This is a genomic window from Pseudorhodobacter aquimaris (assembly GCF_001202025.1).
Taxonomy (GTDB): Bacteria; Pseudomonadota; Alphaproteobacteria; order Rhodobacterales; family Rhodobacteraceae; genus Pseudorhodobacter; species Pseudorhodobacter aquimaris.
Window position 1 is genome coordinate 90,904 of sequence record NZ_LGHS01000046.1, and the last position, 25,270, is coordinate 116,173.

The following is a 25,270-nucleotide window of genomic DNA, read 5'->3' on the forward strand; positions in this document are numbered from 1 at the left end:
TCTTCAAGGGCTCGACAGCTAGGCAAAACAGTCTAGAGAAAGATCGGTGACCGACGCGTCACGCGACTTTATCTGCGTGATTATTGAAAACACCGGCTTGGCAAGCCATGGTTATTATGAGGATTAGTGGGTATCATTATGTCCCGTTCAGCTAACAAAAAGGCGCTTGAAGCGCGCCGCCCCGGTCGGCCGGAAGGTCAGACAAACTTGTCCGAAGGCATTCTTGATGCCGCCGAAGTCTTATTTGCAGAGCGGGGATACGCCGGTACCACCTTGCGTCAGGTAGCAGAGCAGCTGGATGTCAATCCTGCGATGGTGGCTTACTACTTTAAAAACAAGGATAATCTTTTCAGAGAAGTCGTTACACGCCGCGGCTATGCCATTTCCGCCGAGAGGATGGAACGCCTTGCCACGCTAAAGGCGCGCGGCGGGTATGATGTGCGCGATCTGGTGGCGGCATTCATCGAGCCGGCGGCAGCTTTGTGGTCTGATGCGCAGGGGCGCGCGTTTTTGCGTCTGCACGCGCGATTGCACATGGAACCTGCCGAACTGTCATTTGAATTGCGCCGTATGGTTCACAACGAATCAACCCATGCCTATGCCAATGCTTTTGCAGAATTGCTGCCCGACGCGCCCCTGCGTAAAGTTTATCAAAGGGTCACATTGCTGGTGGGTGCCTATCTTTACGCATTTTCCGGAACGAGCCGCCTTGGCGAACTGTTGGTTGAAGGAGAAGAAACCCCGATGTACGATCTTTTGGAAACGACGATCTCCTTCGGAACCGCTGGCATGTATGGTCCTCGACCCTAGATTGATGTGGATACTCATAACGTAACTTTGCCAAGGCGCCGCCTATGACAAAACAATCGACGTCTTCAGATAAAAGCAGCGGTGCCAACACAGCGAGGCGGTCGAGAAAAGGGGATGCGGTTGCCACTGCCGACAAGCGAGGGCCCGGGCGACCCGCACAAGACAAGGACTTGCGAGCGGCGATCCTTGACAGTGCCGGCATCACCTTCGCCGAAAAGGGTTTTGCGGGCGCCCGCATTCGAGAGATCGCAGCACTATCAGGTGTCAATCAGGCGCTTATCAACTATTATTTTCATTCAAAACAGCAGCTCTTTGATCAGGTATTCCTGAGCTTGGGTCGCGAAATCACAAGTCAGCGGGAAAAATTGCTGGATGAATTGCTGACTAAATCAACGCCTCCAACGGTTGAGTGCCTCGTGACTGCCTATCTAAGGCCGCAATGGGAAATGAAGCACAGTGGCCCGCGGGGTGCAGCATTCGTGAAATTGCAGGCGCGGATGCACGCAGAGCCTGACGAACATGCGATCCGGCTGCGGCGAGAGGTGTATGACCGATCGACAAAGCGCTATCTCAGAGCGCTAAACGACAGTCTGCCACATCTGTCGGAACGCACAGTTGGTCTTCGGTTAGCGTTTATGATCGGAACATATCTGTTCATGCTGAACGACCTGGGCCGCATCAGTGATCTGACAGAAACGCGCGTGGACGTAATCAGCAAGACTGAAATGATGAACAATCTTATCAAGTTTCTCTGTACCGGTTTTGCCGCGCCAGAAGTGGATGATGCCTTCGGCTAGCCCTTCTATATGCGTACGCCTAATGGTTGGACCGAAAACGGCGCAACCAATGGGGCGCAGGCCGTCAAGCAGTATCCATGTCCCAGTTGCTTGACCGCTTCGGTGGGGCGTTCCAAAACACGGCGGATAGTGAAATCAATGGCCGCCGAGCCTAGCGTTGATGGCGCCATTCAGTTGGCGTCATCCCGCTTTGTCTGCGGAAGGCCGCGACAAACGCCGATGGGCTGGAGTAGCCCAAAGACACGGCAATATCCGTGCTGCCTTTACCCGCTTGCAACCCCTCCAAGGAGAGGACGAAGCGCAACCTGTCGCGCCAGTCCCGCCATGTCATTCCGGTTTCAGTCAGGAAAAGCCGACTGAGGGTGCGCTCGCTAGAGCCGATGGTCCGTGCGAGCTGGCTTAGACTGGCAGCCCTGCGCGGGTCGGCCATCACATGCGCCATCACAGCAGATACGCGTGCATCATCGCTGCCAGGTAAGTGGAGGTTCGGCCTTTCCAATCGCGCAATTTCGTCCAATGCGACCCAGCCTAGTCGGCGTTGCTGTGCGACGGTCAAAGGGGCGGGTTGTGTAAGCCGGCGGGCGATACCGCGGATCAAAGGCGTGGCGCGCAATACGGTCGGCTGCTGTGGCATGGCAATGCGCGCGTCGAACTTGGGGTGCAACTGAAACGCCTGAAACTCAATATCGTCAGATGTTTTGACCCGCGGCACAGTGCCTGCAGGTATCCAGATGCCGTAGCGGTCGGGGATAAACCAGCGATCCTCATCCACCTCGACCCGCATCAATCCGTCAAAGCAAAACAGCACCATTGCCTGACCGCTGTGTGCGGGCAGTTGAGTGTCCTTGGGCAAAGGGCCGGACCACGCGACGACAGGTAACAGCCCGTTTGGCGGAAAAGCGACATGAATTGGCATTATGTCGTTCTATTGCAAGCCGTCGACCTTTGGTAGCCCATAGAGCAATTAAACGGAGTCCCTTCTATGACCTTCATGAAAGAAACCATCTTTGCGCTGGCGCTTGTGTTGGCCACATGGGCGGCGCTCGCGCTTCCGGTTGGGATGTCAGCCGATCAAGGCCTGACCTTTGGCATCGTGCTGATTACATTGGCGCTTTGGGGTACTGGTCTTGTTCCGGGTTATGTGGCGTCAACCTTTCTGTTTGTCGCGCTGATCCTGACGGGATTATCCGGCCCGCAGGAGGTTTTCTCAAGCTTTTCATCCTCTGCGATTTGGTTGGTCGTGGCGGGGTTTGTTATAGGCGCGGCGATCACCCATTCAGGGCTGGGCGCGCGTCTGGGAACTTTGGCGCGTCCGCATCTTTCCAAGAGTTACGCCGCCTTGATTGCGGGGCTGATGGTTTTGGGGATGGCACTGGGATTTGTGATGCCGTCATCGCTGGGGCGTGCGGCGGTGCTTGTGCCGGTCGGTATGGCGCTTGCGGATTTGCTGGGATTGCAGAGGGGGTCGCTGGGGCGCACCGGCGTTGCTGTGATCATTGCGATCGGGACGAATATGCCAAGTTTTGCCATTCTACCCTCAAACATCCCGAACATCATCTTGTCGGGCGTGGCCGAGCAATCATTGGGCGTGCAATTCAGCTATGCTGACTATTTGCTGCTGCACTATCCGGTTTTGGGTCTGCTGAAGTCGGCGTTCATCGTTGGTCTTGTACTGTATTTCTTTCCCGCCCGAGTCTCAGCTTCTGTCGCCACGCCCGTTTCGGCCAGTGGGTCCAGCCGCCGCCAATGGGCGCTGTTGGTTATCTTGCTGGTGACTTTGGGATTTTGGTCGACTGATCAAATCCATGGGATCAATGCCGCATGGATCGGGCTGGCGGCGTCGTTGGTGCTGATGATACCTAAGCTTGGTTTTGTTCCACCACCCGTTTTCAAATCCTCGGTCGACTTTTCAATGATCCTGTTTGTCGCGGGGGCCCTGACGCTTGGAACAGTCGTTAACGCCAGCGGCTTGGGCGACATAATTGCGCATATGGTATTGGCAGCTTTGCCTTTTGAAGTGGGCAACGACTTCCTCAACTTCATTTCTCTGTCCTTGCTGGGCATAGGCACATCGGTGTTCACGACAGCACCGGGCATGCCTGCCGTGTTGACACCGCTCGCGGCGGAATTGGCCCAGACCACCGGTTTTTCCGTAAACACGGTTTTGATGACACAGGTTATCGGGTTTTCGACCATTTTGTTCCCGTATCAGGTCGGCCCATTGATCGTCGCGATGGGCCTTGCAGGCGAAAGCACGCGGCCCCTGTTAAAGATCACGCTGTCATTGTTTGTGGTCACTTTGCTGGTTTTGCTGCCGCTTGATTTTCTCTGGTGGAAACTCTTGGGCCAGCTTTGAGATAGGGTGAATGTGGCCATGTGAGGTGGCCCGCCAGATGCAGCGGTAGCGGCGCAAGTGCGGGCGCTGCATCTGGCGGGCAGCCAGGCATTTTCGAGCTTTGCAACAGAACGGGGAGGTCGGGGGAAAGTTCCGCTTGTAATTAATCAATCGTTTAATTAATCATGGGGACAGCAGCAACGGAGAATCAGCATGAAGACCTTTCGCGTGGGCCAGATTGTGCCCAGTTCAAATGTAACGATGGAAACAGAGATACCTGCCCTTTTGACTGCACGCGGGCAGGTTCATCCAGAAAAATTCACTTATCATTCATCGCGGATGCGGATGAAAAAAGTGACCGCAGAAGAGCTGAAAGCCATGGATGCCGATAGCGATCGGTGCGCGCTTGAATTAAGCGATGCGCGGGTCGACGTGCTTGGTTATGCGTGTCTTGTTGCAATCATGTCGATGGGCGAGGGTTATCACTGCACATCAGCGCAACGGCTTGGTCAGGTGACAAAGGATAATGACGCCGAGGCACCCGTCATTACATCGGCGGGTGCGCTGGTTGATGGGCTTCGGGCAATGGGCGCCAAGAAAATTGCGCTGGTCGCCCCCTATATGAAGCCGCTGACAGAGATGGTGGTGAATTACATCCGTGCCGAAGGGATTGAGGTCACGGTCTGGAAGGCGCTTGAGATCAGCGACAACCTTGCAGTTGCAGCGCATGATCCGATGAACCTGCCGGGAATTGTTGCCGAGATGGACACCAGCGATGTTGATGCCGTGGTGTTGTCTGCCTGTGTGCAAATGCCGTCTTTGCGTGCGGTCCCTGCCGCCGAGGCGGTGACGGGCAAACCCGTCGTGACCGCAGCCATCGCAACAACATGGGCGATGCTGAAAGCACTTGATCTCGACACATTGGTGCCCGGCGGTGGCGCGCTTTTATCAGGCAAATACTGAAGGAGGTCCCTATGTCTCGCGGTTACAATCTGCATGCAAATGGCATTCGGCAGCATTTGCTCCACTATGCGGGGGAGGGGCCCCAGATGCTTCTTATCCCCGGTATAACCTCGCCTGCGATCACCTGGGGCTTCATCGCGGAACACTTGGCCGAAAAGTTTGATGTCCATGTTCTAGATGTGCGCGGTCGCGGCCTTAGTCAGGCTGGCGATCTCGATTATTCTTTGGATGCTATGGCAGATGACGCGCTTGGTGTGATTGATGCCGCAGGTCTGGATAAGCCGGTCATTCTTGGCCACTCGATGGGGGCAAGGAATGCCATTCGCGCCGCGCGCAAAGACGGTGCGGCAATGTCAGGCCTGATACTTGTAGACCCACCTGTGAGTGGGCCGGGGCGGCGTGAATATCCCGCTAAATGGTCATGGTACGAAGATTCGATTATTGCCGCGACCAAAGGCTGTTCTGCCAAGGATATGCGGGCATTTTGCCCCACATGGACCGACAATCAGGTCGCTTTACGGGCTGAATGGCTGCACAGCTGTCAGCTTGATGCAATCAAAACGGCGTTTGATGGTTTTCATACCGATGACATACATGCCGACCTGTTGCACCTCAAACTGCCGATGCGACTGCTGAAGGCGGGCGATGCGCCGGTGATCGGCGAGGATGACATCGCAGAACTCAAGGCGTTGGCACCACATCTCGATGTGAAAACCGTCCCGAACGCGGGACATATGATCCCTTGGGATAACCTCGAGGGTTTTCTGGACGCTGTTATGGATTTTGACGCGCGCGCTTAAAGAAGAGGGAGTTACAAAATGGACCACGAGAGTTTCACGCAGATCTGCCTGCATCAGCTTAAAATGTCGGGCGTACATGAGGGCGAAAAGCTTGTTGTACTGACACAAGGCAATGAGCGCCTTGACTATGCAGATGCCTTTATGGCCGCCGGTGCGCGATTGGGTGCGAATATGTATCACATGCGCTTGCCCGCGCCTTCGGCGGCCGGTGGGTGGAATGTCGGCGTGACCGGCCTTGCCGCCATACCTGACGCTGTTGAGGCGCTCAAAGCCTGCGATATGCTAATTGACTGTGTATTCTTGCTGTTTTCACCCGAGCAGTTCGCCATTCAGGAGGCTGGAACGCGTATCCTGACCGCGGTGGAGCCGCCTGAACTGCTTGCGCGGATGCTTCCTTCACAGGAACTGCGCGAGAAGGTCGAGATCGGCGCCGAGCTTTTGTCCAAGGCCAAAGTAATGCGTATCACGTCGCCGCATGGCACCGATGTTACCTATAAGCTGAATACCTATCCTACGGTTGCCGAATATGCCTGCACGGATCAGCCGGGCCGCTGGGATCACTGGCCATCGGGTTTTGTCTTTACGGGGGGTGACGATGATGGCGTTGACGGCCAGATTGTTGTGGCACCTGGCGATGTTTTGTTGCCGCAGAATATGTATGTTCGCGACCCGATCATTTACACGATCAAAAAGGGCTTTATCACCGATATGCGCGGCGGCCTCGATTGCGAACTGGTCAAATCCTATATGGACAGCTTCAATGATGAGCGCGGCAAAGGCATGAGCCACGTCGGCTGGGGCATGAACCCGGACGCGAAATGGCACCGGATGACACCGGGTGAATTCCCCGGCGGCATGGGTATGGAACCGCGGAGCTTTTACGGAAACGTCATGTTTTCAACAGGCCCCAACAATGAGCTTGGTGGACCCAATGATACCGACTGCCATTTGGATATCCCGATGCGGAACTGCTCGCTGTTCCTTGATGATGAACCCATCGTGATCGACGGGGGTATTGTCGTGAAGGAAATGCAGATGGATCGCGGTTAACCGCACCGCAAAGAGGATAGTGATATGAGTCAGGATCAAACCTACAAAAATGCGGGTTTCGGGGGGCAAGTCCCCCGGGGTCCGAACCCCGCGCTGATCGTCATTGATTTCAGTTATGGTTTCACCGATCTTTCATACCCCACGGCATCTGATGCCGATGCGCAGATTGCGGTCACCAATACGCTTATCGCCGCCGCTCGCAAAAAGTCTGTTCCGGTGATTTTCACGGTTATCTCCTTCAATGAAAGAGAGCTGGACACACTTGCCTGGCTAAAGAAAGCGGCAGGAATGAAAGCGCTTGTTGATGGTAGCCGCCATGTCGAAATCGATGACAGGCTGGACCGGCAGCCGGGGGATGTGGTTATCGTCAAAAAAGGCGCGTCGGGCTTTTTCGGGACGAACCTTGCAGCTCATCTTGTCGGGGCTGGTGTGGACACCATTGTCTTGACCGGGGCGACAACATCAGGCTGTATCCGCGCTTCGGCGGTTGATGGGGTGCAAAGTGGCTTTAACGTTTTGGTGGCAAGCGATGCCTGCGCGGACCGTGCGCAGCCCCCACACGATGCCGCATTGTACGACATTCAGCAAAAATACGGCGATGTGGTCACATCTTCGGAGATCTTAACCTACCTTGAGTCTATATAATTTTTCGGCTCTGCCGTGAATTTCCTCGGGCGTCCGAATGTTGCGCATTGATGGAAAGAGGCGGTTGCGGAGTTTTAACTTTATCTGAGGTAAACCCGTGTTTGGAATGTGGGCTCCAACCTTTAGGAAACGGGTAACCCAGCTCTTACTATTTGAAAGAGCTGGGCTGTTGCTGGCCGTTAATCCTGTCATCCCTACTGCCCCCGAATACCTGCCACATCACTTTGTGATACCGACGATGCGTTATTGCCCCAGGCGGACCGGATGAAACTGGCAAGCTCGGCCACCTCAGCGTCATCCAGACGATCCGCGTAACCTTGCATAACCAGATGTGCGGGTCGTTTTCGCGTAGAGGGAATATCCGCCCCATTCAGGATGATCGAGATCAGGGGTTTGACCTCTGACCCTGTGACAAGCGGATTCCCCGCAAGTGGCGGAAAGATTTCTGGCGCGCCTTGCCCGGTCACAAAGTGACAGCCGGAGCAGTTATCGAGGTACAGACGCGGTCCCAGATCCATGTCCGGCGATGCTTGGGTAAGCATTTGCGCAGTTGCCTCGCCCGCTTTGTTTGCAGGCGCGTCGGGCATGCTTTTGAACTCGGCAGATTCGATCACCTCGCCGTCTTCACCCTTCAGATAGGAGGCGATGGCGATATTATCCTCATCCGTCAGGTATTGCAGCGAATGTTGCACCACGAGGCCCATTTCGCCATTTGCACCGGCATGTGTGTTACGGCCTGTGGCAAGGTAGTCGGCGGTTTCTGCCACGCTCCAATTTGCCACGGCAGAGTTATCGCCGGTAAGGGGTGGGGCGTTCCAGCCACCAATGACACCCCCGCTGAGGAAGTTCTTATCCCCGTCCTGCACGCCGTCTTGGGTCATGAAGTCGGTGCGCGGGCTGTGACACGCCGCACAATGGCCCGGACCTTCGACCAGGTATTGACCACGATCCTGCAACTCGGATGTGCCCGCAGCAGCAAAGCCGGGACCGTGGCGGAGCGCCAGCCAGTTCCATGCCCGAATGCCCCACCGCAAGTTGAAGGGGAAGGGCAGGCCTGTTTCCTGCACGGTGTTTTTCACTGGTTCAACATTGTTTATCAGATGGTGGTAGAGGGCAGCGATATCCTCTTCTGACAAAATACGGTAATTTTCGTAGGGCATCGCAGGATAGAGATGCGTGCCATCAGCGGCGATACCGTCGATCATTGCGCCCCGGAAATCATCCAGCGACCAGTCACCAATCCCAGTCTGGGTATCAGGGGTGATGTTGGTTGACCAAATTGTGCCCATGGGGCTGCTGATCGGGCGCCCACCGGCAAGCGGAGCGCCACCTTCGGCGGTATGACAGGCCACGCAATCCGAGGCATGCATCACATATTCACCCTGACCCTCGGCCGGTTGCCAGTCTGCGGCCAGTTGCTGGGCCGGTTGGCTGCGCTGCAGGGGCACAAAGATAAAGGCCAAAAGGCCCGCGATGCCAAGCAGCACCAGCCCGGTAATGATACGGAGAAAGGTATTCATTTTCAGCTCTCCTTATACCAGTGGACGTGGGTTGGACAAATATTGGGTCCTGATCGCGTTGACCGTATGATAGGCCAGCCCGCCAAGCAGGCCCGTGGGGTTGTATTGGGTGTTTTGCACAAAGTTGCCTGCGCCCATGGCAAAGACATTATGCGCCTTCCATGTCTGGCTGTACTTGTTGACCACCCCGTCTTGTGGCGCCTCGGACATGGAATGGCCGCCGGTGTTATGCGTGGTTTGATAGGGCCGCACATCGTAATGTGCGCCAATGCCCTTGAATCCTGATTGCATGATGTCGGGGTTCATAGAGGCCGCAAGCGGTTCCATTTGCGACTTCATGTATTCGTTCATGCGCAGGTCATTGTCTTGCCAGTCAAACGTCATGCGCATCATCGGACGGCCGTGACGGTCGGTATAGGTCGGGTCAAGATCGAGATGGTTGTTCCTATAGGCCATATGGGAACCGTGCGACCCGATCGACATCGCGTGGCCGTACCACTCGCCGACGCCTTTCTTCCACCCCGCACCCCATGACGGCGTGCCTCTGGGCAGAGGCATGTTGCGGATCGGCTGGCCATTAAAGGTACCCGAACGCCAATAGGACCCGCCGATAAACCCGAGCGCACCAAAATCGTTCTGGTTCACCGAGAAATCATCAATGGCAACGCCGTTCGCGCCGTGGCCCACAAAGGGGTTAAACTCCGCGTCCTTGAAGAACATCGAAACGCCACCGTTCATCTGATAGGCATAGTTCTTGCCCAAAGTGCCAGTGCCGGTCAGCGGGTTGTAAATCTCTCCCAGGCCCGAAAGCATCATCAGGTGGACGTTGTTCAACTGATAGGACGACAGGATCACGATATCTGCGGGCTGAAAGACCTCTTCCTGTGCCTTTTCATCCCAATAAGTGACGCCGGTTGCGGTCTTGCCATCGGCGGCCATTTCGACGCGCAACACTTCGGATTCCGTGCGGTATTCGAAATTCGGCATCATCTTTAGCGCGTCAAGGATCGTCGTTTGCGGTGAGGATTTGGAATATTGATAGCAGCCAAAGCGCTCACAAAAGCCGCAATAGTTACACGGCCCCATCTGCATCCCATACGGGTTCACATAGGCCGTGGAGGCGATACCCGCAGGCGCTTGAAACGGGTGATAACCGGCGGCAAGACAGGCCTCGCGGAACTTGGCGCTGTCATAGGTCGTCTTTTGCGGAGGCATCGGATAGTCTTCCGACCGCCAGCCCTCAAATGGGTTGCCGCCTTCTTGGATCTGCCCGTTCAGGTTACCCGCCTTGCCCGCGATACCTGCCACCTTTTCGAAGTAGGTAAAGAAGGGTTCCAGCTCATCGTAGGTGACGGGATAATCACCAAGGTCCATCCCTTCGGGAATAATCTCTTCGCCCCAGTTTTCGGTAACATAGGACCGCAGGCGCAATTCTTCGGGCTGTGGCCGCCAGTTCAGGCCGTTCCAGTGGGTGCCCGCGCCGCCAACGCCATTGCCGGGCAAGAAGGACCCAAGCGCGCGGTAGGGCAGGGCGGTTTCGCCGGCATTGCGCCGTACCGTCAGCGTTTGCTGCGACGGCTTTTGCATCATCTTCAACCGGACGCCGTATTTCAATTCGTCAATCTGGTTGGGGTATTTGAAGTCCGGAACCGTTGCCTGATCGTGACCGCGCTCCAGCGCCAGAACGTCGAGCCCTTCGCGCGCCAGTTCGATCCCCGCGATGGAGCCCGTCCAGCCAAGACCGACGATGACGACGTCTTTTTTCTTTTCCTGACGTGCCATGGTTATGCCCTCTCGCCGTTAATGGAAACCGGACCAAGTGGATACTTGATGTTGTGACGTTCCGGCCATTCGCGGTAGGCCGCGCGCGCGCCGGGAAACCCGATGTAGGACCAGGCCTGCATCTGGTGGTTGCCGCCATACATCGGGTCGGCGAAATAGCCTTCTTTGGTATTGGCAAGAAGGATCGTAAAGAAGTCCCGCAGTTCGGCATCCAGCGCGACGTCACCGGCCTGTAGCGCGGTCAGGGCCTCGTCTTGTTGTGCAGCGTCCAGCCGGACAAAGGCCACCCCATAGGTTTCTGTGCACCATGTGTCAAAGGCAGGGATGGCCGCGCGGTAGATCTGCGCAGGGCTCAAGGGGCTTTGCCAGCCAAGTTGAAAATCTGCATTCGCGTCATGCGGACCTTCCATATACCAGTCATCCGCAGTCCCGTAATCGCCGGCAAGCTGAAGGTCGATAAACACCGGAACGCGTGCCTCAAGGGCACCGGGGCCATCGCCCTCTGACGGGATCAGGCGTGCTGTTGCTGCCATGACAAACGCCCATTCCTCGGCCTTGAGGTATGCAGGGGAATAGTCTTCAAGAGCGGGCAGGGGCATCGCGTCCTGTGCAGTCGCAGCGCTTGCAATCCCCGACAATGCAACGCCTGCGGCGGATGCCTTCAAGAAGCCACGCCTGTTGGGATATTTCGGATGATGTGACATAGTTTACCTACCTTTATGGGTGGGGGACGCTGCCTGCGTCATATCCAATTCGTAGAACGTCGGGCTGATGAAAACAAGGACGTCGAAAAAAACCTTTTAAATTCAATAGGTTTTCAAGACCTTTCCTGACCGGCGAAAGCCGTGGCTGGCGATAGTCGATAACAGGCGGGCTTTGCGTTTTCGTTCCCACGGCCGTGCCGTCATGCGGGTTGACGGGCCGTCGGGCGTGGCTATAGATAAGGGCAGATAACCAGGGGTGCTCTGACCAGAGCTGAGATGCGCGATACCGCGTGAACCCTTCACAGCTGATCCGGATAATACCGGCGGAGCGAGGGAAAATGTTTATAGGCGCGCAAGTGTCACTTTATCCGATGACGTCTGATTTCGTTGGCGTTATCACTTCGGGGCTGGCAGCCCTTACACCCTATCAAGACAAGCTTCGGATCGAGACGGACGATATGTCGACCTTGATGGTCGGTGCGCCTGATCCGCTGATCGATGCGGTCCGTGATTTGTTTGCGGCGACCGCGCGCTTGCCCGATCATGTCACGATGCACGTTACCCTGTCGCGTGGTTGTCCCGGAGAGCCTGACGATCCAAGCTGCCGTTGTGACACGCTGGCCCGTGCGCAGGGCCAACCCCTCAAGGAACGCCAGGCGCTTGCGCTTGCGGCCGTTCGCGCGGCCCCTGATCTGGCCGCCCCGATCGATGTGCAGTTCTCGCTTTATGTGCTGGGGCAGGACAGGCATATGGATGAAATCTATGGCTGTATTGATTTCCTCAAAGAGTCGGGTACGTTCCTGAAATCCAAGAACTTCTGTACGCGCCTTCGTGGTGATGCGGGCGTGGTGTTTGAGACTGTGCGGCAAGCGTTCTTGCGGTTCGGTCCTGCCGAAGGTCATGTCACGATCGATCTGACGGCCTCGGCCAACAGTCCCAGCCTCGGTTAATTCCCAATCAGCCGAGTCTGGACCGCGTTCGGAGGCGTCATGCATTTTATGCGACAAATTCTGCCGACCATTCTGCTTGCAGCGGCGCTTTTGCTGGCGTGGCAAACCTATTGCCTGCTGGCCGCAGTGTTGCCGTTGCTTTTGCCCGCGCCGACTGATGTTGTGGGTGCGCTGTTTGCAGAGCGGGCCCAGATCGGTCCCCATGCGCTGAGCACGATCAAGGTCGCGACGCTTGGCTTTTCAACCTCTGTAATGTTTGCTTTTGTGGCCTCGGTAGCGCTGCATTTTAGTCCATGGTTGCAACGGGGACTGATGCCGCTGCTTGTCGTCAGCCAGACCATCCCGCTTGTCGCGCTGGCACCGCTTATGATCCTTTGGTTCGGTTTCGGTTTGCTGCCCAAGGTCCTGCTGGTCATTCTCGTTACGTTCTTTCCTGTCCTTATCAGCCTGCTTTCAGGCTACGGTCAGGTTCCGCAGGCCTATCTGGATCTGTTGCATTCCATGCGGGCGGGCAAATGGCAGATATTTCGCCGTGCAACCTTGCCGATGGCGCGAGCCTCCTTTTTCGCGGGGCTCAAGATTTCGGCGACCTATGCCATCGTTGCTACGATTTTTGCTGAATATGCCGGGGCACGGCAGGGCTTGGGCATCTATATCCTGACCGCCAAGAATAGCTTTCGCGCTGATCTGGTTCTTGCGGCTGTTGTCGTCTCTGCGGGGCTGACCTTGCTTTTGCTGGCGGGGCTGCGGCTGATTGAACGGCTGACGGCGCATGGTTATCGGGGGGGGCGCAATGCTGTGCGTTGAGAGGCTTACACTTGATGTCGGCGGACGTGTGCTGGTTGCAGGGTTTTCCTGCACGCTGAAAACAGGAGAGATTACCTGTCTGATCGGCCCGTCGGGGTGCGGTAAAACATCGGTGGTAAAGTGGTTGGCGGGCATTCTGTCTGCCGAGGTAGATGCGCAGGGAAGCGCCACAATCGACGGCGTCCCGATCGGCTGTCCGCATCCCGATATTGCTTATCAGCCGCAAAGTGACGCGTTGTTTCCCTGGCTCACGATTGCGGGCAATGCCGCGCTGGGGCTTGAGATGGCCGGGATGACCACGGCGGCGGCACATAGAGCGGTTGTGGCGCATTTTGATACATTCGGCCTTTCTGGTTGTGAAGGCCTTTACCCTGAACAGATTTCGGGGGGTATGCGACAACGCGCGGCGTTTTTGCGAACCATGGCACAAGACAGCCGCTTTGTTCTGTTGGATGAGCCGTTCTCGGCCTTGGATGCGGTGACACGTCTGCGGATGCAGGATTGGCTTTGCACCCGTTTGGCGGCAACACCGCGCGGGGTCCTATTGGTTACGCATGACCTGCATGAGGCCACGCAGATGGCCGATCGTATCCTTGTGATGTCGGCCGGGCCGGGCCCCCTTGCTGCCAATATCCCCATCACCACCCCCCGCCCGCACCGCACCGAGGCCGCGCTGGCCGATATTCGCACAACGTTGAAAACCCTGCTTTTGGAGAATTGATTATATGTTCCGGCCATTGTTGCTTGCTGTTTGCCTGACCTTGCCAATCGCGGCTGAAGCCCGTGAAAAGGTAACCATCGCCCTGGATTGGGTGCTGAACACCAACCATATCGGCCTGATCGCCGCGCGTGACCAAGGGCTTTATGAAAAAGTTGGGCTGGAGGTAGAGATACTGCCCTATTCCGATACCAGTTCCACCGCGTTGTTGGCCGCTGGCGTTGCGGATTTCGCCTATATGACCTCGCTTGGTTTCATGAGCGCACGCGGTGCTGGGGCTGATATCACGGCGCTTTGGGCCACGATGCAACATGAAAACGGACGGCTGGTATATAATAGCAGCAATAAAGAGATTACCCGTCCTGCCGATCTGTCTGGCAAGACCTACGCAGGTTTTGGCAGCGCATGGGAGGATGCGCTGATCGGCACGATGATCCGTAACGATGGTGGTGATCCGACTTATGACACGGTGACGCTTGGCACTGGTGCCTATGAGGCCTTGGCGGCGGGCCGGGTGGATTTCACCCTTGAGGTAGCGACTTGGGAGGGGGTGAACGGTGTTCTTTTGGGGCGTCAGCAATCCTTTTTCACCTATGCTGATTATGGCATTCCTGACCAGCAAAACGGCTATATCGGCACCCGTGCCGCTGTGTTGCAAGAAGATTCCGAAATGGTGAGCGCCTTTATGAAGGCAACGCAGCAGGGGTATGAATGGGCTGCCGACCATCCGCAGCAGGCGGCGGATTTGTTGATCGCGGCGGGCGAGTTTCCGAATCCGGCCCTGGTTGGCGCCTCTCTCGAAAGTATTGTCGCGGGTGGCTATTTGCGCGATGGCGATACGGCGGTCGGAAAGATTGATGCGGATCGTTTTGCCGCCATGGCGCGGTTCCTTTTTGACAGCGGTGTCTTGAAGGATGCGCAGGGCGCGCCGTTGCAATGGCCGGGGGATGTTTCGGCTTGGTTTGATCAAAGCTGGCTGGTTGAATAAAACCGCGCACGGCCCTGCACGCGCGGGGCCGTCCGAACATCGGGCGCGTCAGTGGTCCTTGTCACAAAGACCGTGGTCGGCCAAAGAGGCAAGCACATAGCAATTTTCCAGCGCGCCATCCCCGCTACAGCCTTTGGTAATCCGGGCAAGCTCTTTTTCCAGTGTCTTCAGCCGTTTGATCTTTTCGCGCACATGGGCAAGTTGCAAGGATGCGATTTGATTGGCGGCCTCACATGATCTGTCGGGATGCTCTTGTAGCTCGATCAGGGACAGGATCGCCTCTATCGAGAACCCCAGATCGCGGGCATGCCGGATAAAGCTCAGCCGTTCCAGACCAGCCTTGTCGTATCGCCGCTGGTTCCCCGCTGTGCGCTGGGCCTGCGTCATCAGCCCCATATCCTCATAGTAGCGGATCGTTGGCACCTTGACCTTGGTGCGTTTTGAAAGCGCGCCGATGGAATACACAAAAAGGCCCTTACCTATGTTTTATAGAGGTTTTAAGCGGGAATTGGTCCGGACTCAAGCCTGCGTCACTCCACGCAGTCGCTTTGCGCAATGAATGCTCTGGTCATAGGTTGGGCTGTCTGTGTATAGAGGTGCAAAGGTTCGTAAACTTGTGTAGACTTGGGTTCGGTGTATGATTTCCATCGCGACAGAAAGCCCCACGGGCAAGGATCTGGCATTGTTGATGTCCCGTCACACGGCGGATATGCATGCGGATACCCCTCCTGAGAGCAATCACATGATGGATGCCGACCAGCTCGCGGTGCCCGAGGTGTCCTTTTTCGTGATGCGTGACACGGGCGTTCCGGTCGGTATGGGGGCCTTCAAGCGGATTGACAGTACCCATGCCGAGATAAAATCAATGCATATTCTGGCCGAAGCCCGCGGTCGTGGCCTGTCCAAACGCATGCTGTCGCATTTGGTGGATGAAGCGCGGGCAAGCGGTTTTCGCAGGCTTAGCCTTGAAACCGGCATCCAGCCTACCTTTGTCGCCGCACGCGCCCTATATGAAAAGGCGGGCTTTGACCTGTGCCCCCCGTTTGGGGGTTATCGCGAAGACCCCAACAGCGTTTTTCTGACGCTTATGCTTTGATACATCAAAATTGAGGGTTTGTCTGCCTGCACCAAATTCAGGCTTGCCCACTCGCGTCCTGAAAAACTGTTACGCCTATGTTTCAGGGTTTAAGCAGGCCGCGACAGCGTTTGATTATTATGCGCATTTTTTTGCCATAGTTTCCTCGCAAATGTGCAATAATTTCCTATTACCCTATCTCTTGCGGGAAACGGAACAATCTTATCGAATCGTGCCGGTTGCGGCGATGAACTAGAAACCATGGACTTGTCAGGTAAAAAATATGGTTATGAATATGAATGGCGATTTCCAATTTGAGCGCCTTACCTTTGCCGACACGCCACAAATTGCGGAGTTGCTTAATAGGGCTTGGCCAACATTATATGGTGCAACTGGCTGTCCTGTTTTTACGCATGACTATTTGAACTGGCTTTATGGTGGGCCGCAAAGCGATCAACACATGATTCTCGGAGTGCGCCGCGAAGGGGAATTGATCGCCCTGAAGGCCGCACTTTATCGTAAATTGTCCGATGGCACCGAAACATATTCTGCCCACATCGCGACCCATCTTACAATCGAGCCCGCTTTGGACCTTGGCACCCGTTTGGCCCTGGCGTCGATGCTGGCGCAAAATCATACGCTTGGACGGGAAAATGAGTTCGATATTCTCAGTGACCTCTCGATTGCATTTTTCGAAAAAGATAAGGGCCTGTCGCGGAGCACGAAAAAACTGGCTGCTGCGCAATCCATTGTTGTGGACCAGCTAGAGTTTCGGCAGGCAATCGTGAACGCGCATAAGGCCAGAACGCTTGCGCAATCGGTTGAGGGGGTGGTGGTACGCCCGGCTCAAAAATCGGATATGGATGGGGTGCAAGGCTTGCTGCGTGACATGGGCGCCTCACTCTTTCTTGCGCCCTCCCCGGAAGCGGCATGGCATCATTTTTCAAATGCGCCGGACGCCGTTTGTCTGGTCGCAGAACGGGATTCGCAAATGGTGGGATTTATCTCAACCTATGTTCTGGACTGGATCAAGGAGGGTCAGGTTTCACGCAATGTTATTGCCGAGGTTATTTTGGGGAAGGAGCCGGACGAGCTGGCAATGCTTTTGGCCCATGCGCTGACAGCCGCGCAATATGCGGGCGCGCGCGGGATTGTACTGGACAATATCAATTACATAGATGATACGGTTGCTCGAAAGGCCGGCCTGACTTTGATCCCCAAAGAAATGACTATGGCCATCCGATCTGTTTCGCAGATGAGTTGTGTGAAGGGTTCTTTTCTGATTGACGTAAAGTAGTTGGTTATGCTGGATCGCGGAAAAGCTGATAGAAATAGAATTTCCTTTACAGATGTGACGCTTTTGGCTGCCGCAGCTTTCGCTTACTTTTGCCGAAGCTTTGTAAAGACTGCCAGTCGGGCATTTGCCGTTGATAATAATATGTTTTTCTGGCGCGCGATGGCGACCCGGTCTGTTGGTTTTAGTGGGGTGCGAATGTGAAGTCCGACAATCAACCCCCACCGATTTCTGGCACCGGCACCAATAGATTCCGCGCCGGTGCCACTGCGTTCTGGTCAGGATTTATTGAACTGTCCCGTGCAGCATTCGTGTCGATGATTGTTACGGCCTCGCTAGTGCTTGCGGCGGTGGTCTGGCTTTTTTCGCCTTCGGGTTTGACGGGCCCGTTGGGGGATTATGCGGCGCGCTCGGCACGGGATGCGGCAGCCTTTGCGACGGTCGAGGTGTTGCGCCTTGCACATAGTGAGCAGGAGCACCCGCGGTTGCTGTTGCTTGGCACCTCAACGATCGCACAGGCATTTGGCGACCCGCAGGCGCTTGAAAAACATCTCGACGGCAGCCCCTTTGCGGCGGATTGGGATGTTCACATGCTAGCGACGCCCTTGCAGACCAGGCTGGACCAACTCACCCTGATCGAGAACGCGGTTCGCAACCGCAGGCCGGACGATCCGCCCTTGGTGATTGCCATTGGTGTCGGGATTCACCGGCTGGCCACAAATGAGTCCAGATTGATAGAGCTGGAGCAGATGGGCCGTCTTGGTGTCCGGTCGGATTGGGCGGATGAGGCGATGCTGCAAATGGGCGCTTCGCCGCGGCCACGGTCAGGTCTTTCTGTTGTCGAGAACTTCAATTTCGTGGTGCAGCAAACGCCAGTGACCCTTGCGAGGATGGCGGTGTTGCGACCGGCCAGATGTAACTTTGCCAGCTACGCATCGGGGCCGGCGGTGCCTGTCGAGGCCCGCAACCGCGATGCTGCAAAGGCATGGATCGAGGCGGGCTATGCGGCACCGGATTATACGGAGTTTCTCGATGCGCTGTACGGGCGTTTGTCCGGCATGCCGAACGTGCATCTTGTACTGTTCGACGAAAGGCTCTCTCCTGCTTTTATTTCGGAATACGGGTTTGCGGGGCTGAGCGATGAAATTTATGCGCGTTTTGCCGATCACGCGTCACGGAATGGTTCGGTCTTTATCCCGGCGATGAAGAATGCCGCACTGGGGACCGAGGATTATCATGACGACTATCACATCAAAATTGGCGTTCCTCAAGAACGGGTCAGGGCCGCCTTTGCAACGCAATTCATTAAGTTTGCAGAAGAAATTGATGGCGTGGTGAAATGAGCGGAACCTTGGAGAAACCTTCGAAAATGCGTACGACCGGCAGGGTGACGCGTGGGGTGCTGATCGGGCTGTTCCTCGTGCCCGCCTGCTGTGGGCTGATTGCAATTCTCGGCAATATTTCGGCCTTTGCCTATCAGGGGTATTGATTATGTACAGCAGGTTGAGACGGTAACATGATTCAATATGAAATATGGTGGCTCTACCTTATTGCCGCTCCGACGATTTACTGGCTCATTCCTGCCGCCTACCGGGCATGGTTTTTAAGCGCCATTAGCCTTGTTTTGCTGGCATATTTTGCAAAGCTCGATTTGGTTTTGATGTGCGGCCTTGCGCTTGTCGTGTTTTACGGGCGCGGGCTGGATGAAAAGCGTTGGCCGGAATGGGCCGTCAGGGCGGGCAAATCAACCGCGCTGGCTTGGTTGGTTTTTATCTATTTCATTGTTTCCAAATACATTCCAACAATTGCTAAAATGGTTGCCGGGCAGGCGAGCTTTATCGATTTTGCAGTGCCGTTGGGGGTAAGTTACTTCAGCTTCAAGCTATTGCATTATGCGATTGAAAACCGGCGCGGGAACCTGCCGGCGCATGGGTTGGATGATTTTATCTCTTGGTTGTTCCTCGCCCCGATTTTCACTGCCGGGCCGATCGAGCGTTTTGATCATTTCCTGCATAATCGCGAAGTTGTGACATTTAAATTCAAGTTTATTCGCGAAGGGGTTGAGCGAATAGCCGTTGGTCTGGTCAAGAAATATATGCTTGGCATGCTGGTTTTGGAAGCGATGCAGCAAATGGGCAGCCCAAGCATTTTCGCGATGGCAAGGCACCTGGACGACTTTAGCGTTTTGCAGATCTGGGGGCTGTTGTTTCTGTCCTTCCTTTACCTGTATCTGGATTTTTCGGCATATTCGGATATTGCAATCGGGTCGTCGCGGTTGTTCGGCCTAAGAATTATGGAGAACTTCAACCTCCCGTTCCTTGCAACATCACTGCCGGATTTTTGGCAACGCTGGCATATGACTTTGGCACAATGGGTGCGAACCTATATCTATATGTCGATTATCGGGTTGACGCGAAACCCTTATTGGGCGGTCATTATCTCATTTACCATGATGGGGCTGTGGCATGCCGCGTCGCCGCATTGGGCTGCTTGGGGTATGTGGCATGGTGTGGGGCTTGCCATATTTGTAATGTGGCACAGATATGCAACCCGCCATAAGGTTCGGTTTTTTAAAACACGGATTGGTGGAATTTCAGCCCGTATTTTGACACTTTCCTATGTTTCTTTGGGCGGTGCGTTTACCGGGCTATACCAGCATGGCTCTATTTGGGATTCCTTTAGAATTATGCTGCATGCCTTTGGTATTCGTGTCTGACAGGAATATGAGGGCCGGTTCACAAAACCGGCGCAAGATAACGATGATGATACAAAGCTATATTCTGAATTGACACTGTCTCGTTCCTGGGGTGCTAACAAGGCACCGAGTTTCAAAACTATGTGAGGTAAGTATGATTGACGAAACATCCCTTAAGGCCTTCTTGGAGGATGAACTTGGGGCCGACCTTGCCGAGGTCGAAAATGACAGCCTTTTGTTCAGCACCGGCATTATTGACAGTTTTGCCTTGGTGAACATGATGATGTTCTTGGAAACCGAAGGCGGGTTCCGGATCAGCCCGGCTGACGTAAACCTTGAAAACCTCGATAGTATCGACCGTATTCTTGCCTTTGTAAAAAGAAGCAAAGAGGGATGACGGAACATCTTCTCAAGGCGGCAAACACTTTTGGAACGCCAGCATACCTCTATGATCTTGACGCAATTTGTCAGCGCATAGAGGTGTTGCGTGATCTGTTCGATGGGCGCTTTGGCATCAGCTATGCCATCAAGGCAAATCCCAACCCGGCCCTTCTGGCTGCAATCAAACCTTTGCTCAGCACCTTTGACGCATCCTCGATTGCCGAGGTGCACCGTGCGCTTGATGCGGGCATGGATGCCGACCGGATCACTTTTTCGGGCCCCGCAAAACGGCTGCCCGAAATCACTGGCGCGATTGATGTCGGCGTGGGTGAACTGGTCATCGAAAACCTGCATGAAGCGCGGCAGGCCAGCGATTATGCGACACGGATGGGGGTGGAACAAACCATCCTTGTCCGGCTCAATCCGTTGGAGGTTCCGCGCAAATTCGGAGCCTCGATGGGGGGCACGTCAAGCCAGTTCGGGATCGACGAAGAGAGCATGGAAGTGGATCTTCCCGCCCTGCAATCACTGCCGGGATTGAAGCTGGTCGGGTTCCATATCTATTCCGGCACCAATTGCCTGAACTCTGAGGCCATTGCTGAAAATTTCGGGCTTTTTGCCGCGATCTTCCGCAAGGCACAAAAGATCACCGGGATCAGCCCCGAACGGCTGGTGTTCGGTTCCGGTTTCGGGGTGCCCTATCTGCCCGGTGAGGCAGAGCTGGATCACGCAGCATTGCCTGCCCTGATCAACCCGATCATCGACGATCTGCTGGCCGAGCCGGCCTTTGCAAATGCCTCATGCAATCTGGAACTGGGGCGCTGGCTTGTCGGGCTCTGCGGCTGGTTGTTGACGACGGTGGTTTCGCAAAAAACCTCTCGGGGTCGTGAAATCCGGATGTGCGACGCCGGTTTCAACAATCATCTGGCGGCTTGCGGGATGATGGGGTCGGTTTTGCGGCGCAATTGGATTTATGAGAATATCAGCAACAAGACGGGTACGACCGCACCCTATACGCTGGTCGGCCCGCTTTGCACCACAATCGACAGGTTGGCACTGGATGTGGAACTTGCCGAAGTACGGGTCGGTGATGTGATCGCGGTCGCCTCTTCTGGTGCCTATGGGCTGACAGCGTCACCCTCGCAGTTCATCTCACATCCCTATCCCAGCGAGGTGGTCATCCAAAACGGCGAGATGCGCGAAGCGACAGAGCCGTTGCGCTATCACTCCTTTGACCGCAGCAACCCAAGGGGGGCAGAGCGATGAAAAGCAAAAATACGCGCTATGTTGTCCTTGGCTTTCCACGCTCTGGGACAACGCTTCTGGCCCGGCTTTTGAACGGGCATCCCGATGTTTCCTGTCCGCCGGAGACTTTCTCCTTTGCTGCGGCGGGCAAATTTCTGTCGGAGCAAACCCGTGTCGAAGGGCCACATATCGGGGTTCTTTCGGGTTTGGGCATGTTGGGGTTTGCCGCCGAGGAGGTCATGGCCCCTTTGCGGGATACGGTCTTCGGGTTTCAAGAAAAGCTCGCAGGCGAACGCCCTATCTGGGTCGAGAAAACCGCGACGAACATCTTTCATATCGAAACGTTGGAGCCCTTTCTGGCGGGCCATGTCCGCTACATTTATATTGTGCGCAATCCGCTTGACGTTGTGGCTTCAAACATGGATCTGGCCAGCAACATGGGGGCGCAGCTGTCGGATCTTCATGCCTTGACGCAAGGGTCTGATATTTCTCAAGAAGGCCTGATGCGCGCGTGGATTGACCGCACCAAGGTGCTGGATGAATTTGCAGGCCGCCACGGCGCGGATTGCCATTATCTGCGCTATGAGGATCTGACCGAGAATCCGGCAGAATCCTTGGGTGCGATCATGAAATTTATGGGCGTCGAGGCGGATATAGAGCAGCAGATTTCAGCCGCATTTTCGCAAACTGGCCGGATTGGCCTTGGTGATTTTCGTATTGATGAAACGACGAGTATCCGAACGCCCAAAAAGGATGGCTGGCGCAAACGTCTGCCGCGTACAATGGCATCGCGGATTATCCCTCTGGCAGCTGAGCTGATGGAAAAACACGGCTATGCGGTGCCAAAGGTTCCGAAGTTGCCAGATCGTGAGACCGCCATACGGCAGTTTTTGATGGCGGCAGAGTTAAAGCGCAATTCGGCGAAAAACAACTAGGGCACATTATGTCATTCCAAGCCTGGCTTACCTTTCAAAACATTGTACGGGCCGCACCGACACAGCCTGCGGTCTTGCACGGCGCTTCGACCTATAGCTTTGCTGAGTTGGAAGAGCTGGCGCTTTGCTGGGCTGCGACCTTGAATGCAAAACCGGGCGAGCGGGTTCTTTTATATGCCGAAAATACGGCAACGACAGCTGCGGCTGTTTTGGGGATCTGGCGCTTGGGGGCGGTGCCGGTCTGGATCAATTCGGCAGCACCGCTAGACCATGTAAGGCTGGCCTTGGAAGAGACGAGCGCGGTTGCAATTGTCGCTTCAGCCCTAGAGGATTCGGGATTGTCTTGCCCGGTCTACCGCGCGCCCGAGTCTGGTGGGGCGCTGGAACTGCCCCAACCTGAAGGGGATGGCAGCAGTCTCGGCTCGATCGTTTATACGTCCGGCTCTACCGGGCGGCCCAAGGGGGTGGTCCAAAAGGCCGAAACGCTGATCGACGGGGCGCGGCGGGTTGCCGATACGTTTGGCTACCGCGCGCAGGACCGCATTCTTTGCCCGGTTCCTTTCGCGTTCGATTATGGCTGGGGACAGCTGTTGTCGATGCTGTTAACCGGTGTCACTCTGGTGCTGCCCGAACCGCAGAATGCTTTTGGCCTTTGCGACGCGATCACGCGACATCGCCCGACAGTCTTTGCGGGCGTGCCTGCGGTTTTTGCAAATCTGCTTAGCGGACTGTCCCCCATCCGCGAAACGGATTGCAGCTCGGTTCGGCTGATCACCAATACGGGCTCCCGCTTGCCCGAAACCGTACAAGAGCAACTTTGGCAGACCTTCCCAACGGCCGCGCTGTCGCTGAACTATGGTTTGACCGAGACCTACCGTTCTGCATCCCTGCCGGTGGCATTAGCCAAGGCAAAGCCCCATTCAGTCGGCCCCGCCTTTCCGGGGGCACAGATCATTATTCTTGATGAGGACGGGGTGCCATGCCCCCCCAATGTCACCGGCGAGATCATCCATCGGGGCGCGGGGATATTTGAGCGGTATTGGAATGATCCCGAACGCACCGCCTTGGTGCGCAGGCCCGATCCGCTGGATCCCGGCTCTGGTCGGGTGGCGGTATATACCGGTGATCTTGGTCATCTGGATGAGGAGGGGCATCTGGTCATCACAGGACGTCGGGACCGTCAGATGAAGTCGATGGGGGTGCGCGTTTCACCTGATGAGGTCGAAGATATTCTGGCCGCCACCGGTTTGATGGCGGAGGTGGCAATCACCTCACGGCGCGATGACACCATCGGGGATATGATCGTTGCATTTGTCGTCGGCCACCCGAACGCTGATCATAAGGCCGACCTTAAGGCGCTGAAACAAAAGGCACGTGATTGCCTTAGCCCCTATATGATGCCACGATTGTTTTTTCTTCTGGATGCCTTGCCCCGAAATCCGAATAAAAAGGTTGATTATGTTTCCCTTAAAAAACGTGCAGCCGCAGAAATATGACGCGGGGCGATGTTAATATGTGCACAGGGCGTCGATAGCTTCGATGTTGGCGAACCCTTATTATTTTATAGGAGGGGTTTTATGACACGTGACCCAGAACCATTTATTGCCGCAGCACGCAATCTGTCCGAAAGCTGCGGCGTAAAACCAGAAAACGGGCAGGAACGGAAGTTTACAGACGCGCTTTTGGCGCAAATGCGCGTGGATAATTTGTTATCGGTTGCAATGTCGCCGCAATATGGCGGGCCAGGCTTGGCGCTTGCCGATATAGCGCGGATCACCTTTGAAATCGGAAAGCAAGACGGATCTGCTGGCTTGATATATGCGATGCACAGCAGCCAGGCCCTATGCGTCGCGCATCATGGTAGGGGCGCATATTTCAACGTACTTTGCGCCAGAATTGTGGATGATGAGCTGTTGATCGCCTCGGGTACCTCGGAAAAGGGCCGGGCGGTGATATTCTGAACTCGCTTTGTTCAGTGGACGGGCCTGCCGATGGGCCAAAGACAATCACCAAATCCAGCCCCAATATTTCTTATATCAATCATGCCGACCTGATTCTGGTCACCGCCAATGGCACAGATACGTCAGGTCGCAAAAGACAGCGTCTTGTTGCCGCAAAGGTGGACAGGGATGCCTTCATCTCTGCCCATGAGACCAAAATGCTGGGCATGCGCGGTATTTTGAATGCGCCTTGGGATTTCACGGTGCGCTTTGGCAATGAGGCGATTTTCGATGAGGATTTTGCCGTGATTGCACGGTCGACCATGACGCCGGCAATTCAAATCCTCTGGGCGGCGCTTTGGTCAGGCATTGCAGATCATGCCCTTGGCAAAGCACGCAATTTTATCGCCACACAGTTAAAGCCCGATGATGAGGCCACGCAGTTCGCACGTCATGACCTAACGCGGCTGATTAGCAAACACCAGATGATGAACGCCCTGATTTCCGAGGCACTTCGGGGTTATGAAAAAGGGGGGCAGGCTGTGGGCTTTACCCAATCGGCGCGCATTAACCGGCTTAAGGTGACGTGTTCCGAGCTGTTGATCACAATATGCCAGGGTGCTTTGCAGATCATCGGGCTACGAGGCTATGTGATGGGGGGCCCATTCACGGTGGCACAGCCTTTGGCCGATGCATTGTCCGGCCCGATAATGGTCTCTAATTACCGGTTGTCATTGAATACGATGAAGGTTGAAAACTATGTCAGTGAGGGGATTTAGGGGCTTTGGCCGCGACTGGCCGACCTGAGTAAAAAAACTCTTGAACCTCTAGTTCCT

Annotated in this window: 27 protein-coding genes and 1 riboswitch; of the genes, 22 read left to right on the forward strand and 5 right to left on the reverse strand. The window is 55.4% G+C overall.

Translation table 11 applies throughout. The annotated features are described in order from the left end of the window. Positions 1-126: 126 nt before the first annotated feature. Complete coding sequence (locus AKU94_RS06960) at positions 127-810, forward strand: TetR/AcrR family transcriptional regulator (RefSeq protein ID WP_198144862.1); 684 nt, start codon at positions 127-129, stop codon at positions 808-810. Between the two features lie 44 nt (positions 811-854). Further along, positions 855-1,607, forward strand: a complete 753-nt coding sequence (locus AKU94_RS06965) for a TetR/AcrR family transcriptional regulator (RefSeq protein ID WP_083444979.1) — start codon at positions 855-857, stop codon at positions 1,605-1,607. 151 nt (positions 1,608-1,758) lie between these two features. Here the strand turns inward: AKU94_RS06965 and AKU94_RS06970 are convergent, their stop codons facing one another. Then, a complete protein-coding gene (locus tag AKU94_RS06970; protein WP_083444980.1) occupies positions 1,759-2,523 on the reverse strand; it encodes a helix-turn-helix domain-containing protein in 765 nt (254 codons plus the stop codon). A gap of 66 nt (positions 2,524-2,589) precedes the next feature. On the opposite strand from AKU94_RS06970, the gene AKU94_RS06975 reads away from it, so the two are divergent. The 5 genes from AKU94_RS06975 to AKU94_RS06995 all read left to right on the forward strand — a co-directional run bounded on the left by AKU94_RS06975 (position 2,590) and on the right by AKU94_RS06995 (position 7,400). Then, complete coding sequence (locus AKU94_RS06975; protein ID WP_050526577.1) at positions 2,590-3,963, forward strand: SLC13 family permease; 1,374 nt, start codon at positions 2,590-2,592, stop codon at positions 3,961-3,963. Positions 3,964-4,155: 192 nt separating this feature from the next. Further along, entirely contained in the window at positions 4,156-4,905 is a 750-nt protein-coding gene (locus tag AKU94_RS06980; protein ID WP_050526578.1) for an aspartate racemase/maleate isomerase family protein, read from the forward strand. A gap of 86 nt (positions 4,906-4,991) precedes the next feature. Continuing rightward, a complete protein-coding gene (locus AKU94_RS06985; protein ID WP_269744960.1) occupies positions 4,992-5,705 on the forward strand; it encodes an alpha/beta fold hydrolase in 714 nt (237 codons plus the stop codon). Positions 5,706-5,723: 18 nt separating this feature from the next. Continuing rightward, positions 5,724-6,755, forward strand: a complete 1,032-nt coding sequence (locus AKU94_RS06990) for a M29 family metallopeptidase (protein WP_050526580.1) — start codon at positions 5,724-5,726, stop codon at positions 6,753-6,755. Positions 6,756-6,779: 24 nt separating this feature from the next. Continuing rightward, positions 6,780-7,400, forward strand: a complete 621-nt coding sequence (locus AKU94_RS06995) for an isochorismatase family protein (protein WP_050526581.1) — start codon at positions 6,780-6,782, stop codon at positions 7,398-7,400. A 194-nt stretch (positions 7,401-7,594) separates the two neighbouring features. Here the strand turns inward: AKU94_RS06995 and AKU94_RS07000 are convergent, their stop codons facing one another. Genes AKU94_RS07000 through AKU94_RS07010 form a run of 3 tightly spaced genes read right to left on the reverse strand, consistent with a single transcriptional unit; the run spans position 7,595 to position 11,406 of the window. Then, positions 7,595-8,920, reverse strand: a complete 1,326-nt coding sequence (locus AKU94_RS07000; protein WP_050526582.1) for a cytochrome c — start codon at positions 8,918-8,920, stop codon at positions 7,595-7,597. A gap of 12 nt (positions 8,921-8,932) precedes the next feature. Continuing rightward, the gene (locus tag AKU94_RS07005) at positions 8,933-10,702 is read right to left on the reverse strand and encodes a GMC family oxidoreductase (protein ID WP_050526583.1); all 1,770 of its coding nucleotides are present in this window, start codon (positions 10,700-10,702) and stop codon (positions 8,933-8,935) included. Positions 10,703-10,704: 2 nt separating this feature from the next. Beyond that, positions 10,705-11,406, reverse strand: coding sequence for a gluconate 2-dehydrogenase subunit 3 family protein (locus AKU94_RS07010; protein ID WP_050526584.1), 702 nt, complete (start codon positions 11,404-11,406; stop codon positions 10,705-10,707). A gap of 242 nt (positions 11,407-11,648) precedes the next feature. Continuing rightward, positions 11,649-11,755: riboswitch (TPP riboswitch) on the forward strand. 7 nt (positions 11,756-11,762) lie between these two features. Between AKU94_RS07010 and AKU94_RS07015 the strand changes: the two genes are divergently transcribed. Genes AKU94_RS07015 through AKU94_RS07030 form a run of 4 tightly spaced genes read left to right on the forward strand, consistent with a single transcriptional unit; the run spans position 11,763 to position 14,869 of the window. Continuing rightward, entirely contained in the window at positions 11,763-12,356 is a 594-nt protein-coding gene (locus tag AKU94_RS07015) for a Ykof family thiamine-binding protein (RefSeq protein ID WP_232295715.1), read from the forward strand. Positions 12,357-12,395: 39 nt separating this feature from the next. Next, the gene (locus AKU94_RS07020; RefSeq protein ID WP_050526586.1) at positions 12,396-13,163 is read left to right on the forward strand and encodes an ABC transporter permease; all 768 of its coding nucleotides are present in this window, start codon (positions 12,396-12,398) and stop codon (positions 13,161-13,163) included. Further along, entirely contained in the window at positions 13,150-13,884 is a 735-nt protein-coding gene (locus AKU94_RS07025) for an ABC transporter ATP-binding protein (RefSeq protein ID WP_050526587.1), read from the forward strand. The genes AKU94_RS07020 and AKU94_RS07025 overlap by 14 nt, the downstream gene beginning before the upstream one ends. 4 nt (positions 13,885-13,888) lie before the next feature. After that, entirely contained in the window at positions 13,889-14,869 is a 981-nt protein-coding gene (locus tag AKU94_RS07030) for an ABC transporter substrate-binding protein (protein WP_050526588.1), read from the forward strand. 48 nt (positions 14,870-14,917) lie between these two features. Here the strand turns inward: AKU94_RS07030 and AKU94_RS07035 are convergent, their stop codons facing one another. After that, the gene (locus tag AKU94_RS07035; RefSeq protein ID WP_050526589.1) at positions 14,918-15,334 is read right to left on the reverse strand and encodes a MerR family transcriptional regulator; all 417 of its coding nucleotides are present in this window, start codon (positions 15,332-15,334) and stop codon (positions 14,918-14,920) included. Between the two features lie 172 nt (positions 15,335-15,506). Between AKU94_RS07035 and AKU94_RS07040 the strand changes: the two genes are divergently transcribed. From AKU94_RS07040 to AKU94_RS07085, 11 genes are all read left to right on the forward strand, one after another. Then, on the forward strand, positions 15,507-15,965 hold the full coding sequence (locus AKU94_RS07040) for a GNAT family N-acetyltransferase (RefSeq protein ID WP_050526590.1): 459 nt from the start codon (positions 15,507-15,509) through the stop codon (positions 15,963-15,965). Positions 15,966-16,404: 439 nt separating this feature from the next. Continuing rightward, the gene (locus AKU94_RS07045) at positions 16,405-17,241 is read left to right on the forward strand and encodes a hypothetical protein (RefSeq protein WP_157056458.1); all 837 of its coding nucleotides are present in this window, start codon (positions 16,405-16,407) and stop codon (positions 17,239-17,241) included. A gap of 197 nt (positions 17,242-17,438) precedes the next feature. After that, complete coding sequence (locus AKU94_RS07050; RefSeq protein ID WP_157056459.1) at positions 17,439-18,581, forward strand: hypothetical protein; 1,143 nt, start codon at positions 17,439-17,441, stop codon at positions 18,579-18,581. Further along, positions 18,578-18,727, forward strand: coding sequence for a hypothetical protein (locus AKU94_RS19650; RefSeq protein ID WP_157056460.1), 150 nt, complete (start codon positions 18,578-18,580; stop codon positions 18,725-18,727). The genes AKU94_RS07050 and AKU94_RS19650 overlap by 4 nt, the downstream gene beginning before the upstream one ends. 27 nt (positions 18,728-18,754) lie before the next feature. Continuing rightward, positions 18,755-19,954, forward strand: coding sequence for an MBOAT family O-acyltransferase (locus tag AKU94_RS07055; RefSeq protein WP_050526593.1), 1,200 nt, complete (start codon positions 18,755-18,757; stop codon positions 19,952-19,954). Positions 19,955-20,087: 133 nt separating this feature from the next. Next, positions 20,088-20,330 (forward strand): acyl carrier protein, encoded by a 243-nt coding sequence (locus tag AKU94_RS07060; RefSeq protein ID WP_050526594.1) that lies wholly within the window; start codon positions 20,088-20,090, stop codon positions 20,328-20,330. Continuing rightward, positions 20,327-21,580, forward strand: coding sequence for a type III PLP-dependent enzyme domain-containing protein (locus AKU94_RS07065; RefSeq protein ID WP_050526595.1), 1,254 nt, complete (start codon positions 20,327-20,329; stop codon positions 21,578-21,580). Before AKU94_RS07060 ends, AKU94_RS07065 begins: the two co-directional genes overlap by 4 nt. Continuing rightward, entirely contained in the window at positions 21,577-22,494 is a 918-nt protein-coding gene (locus AKU94_RS07070) for a sulfotransferase family protein (RefSeq protein ID WP_050526596.1), read from the forward strand. The genes AKU94_RS07065 and AKU94_RS07070 overlap by 4 nt, the downstream gene beginning before the upstream one ends. Before the next feature lie 8 nt (positions 22,495-22,502). Beyond that, positions 22,503-23,990 carry a class I adenylate-forming enzyme family protein gene (locus tag AKU94_RS07075; RefSeq protein ID WP_050526597.1) on the forward strand — a complete coding sequence of 496 codons (1,488 nt, stop codon included), beginning with the start codon at positions 22,503-22,505 and terminating at the stop codon, positions 23,988-23,990. 81 nt (positions 23,991-24,071) lie between these two features. Beyond that, on the forward strand, positions 24,072-24,455 hold the full coding sequence (locus AKU94_RS07080; RefSeq protein WP_050526598.1) for an acyl-CoA dehydrogenase family protein: 384 nt from the start codon (positions 24,072-24,074) through the stop codon (positions 24,453-24,455). 14 nt (positions 24,456-24,469) lie between these two features. Continuing rightward, complete coding sequence (locus AKU94_RS07085) at positions 24,470-25,213, forward strand: acyl-CoA dehydrogenase family protein (RefSeq protein WP_050526599.1); 744 nt, start codon at positions 24,470-24,472, stop codon at positions 25,211-25,213. The last annotated feature ends 57 nt before the right edge of the window (positions 25,214-25,270 follow it).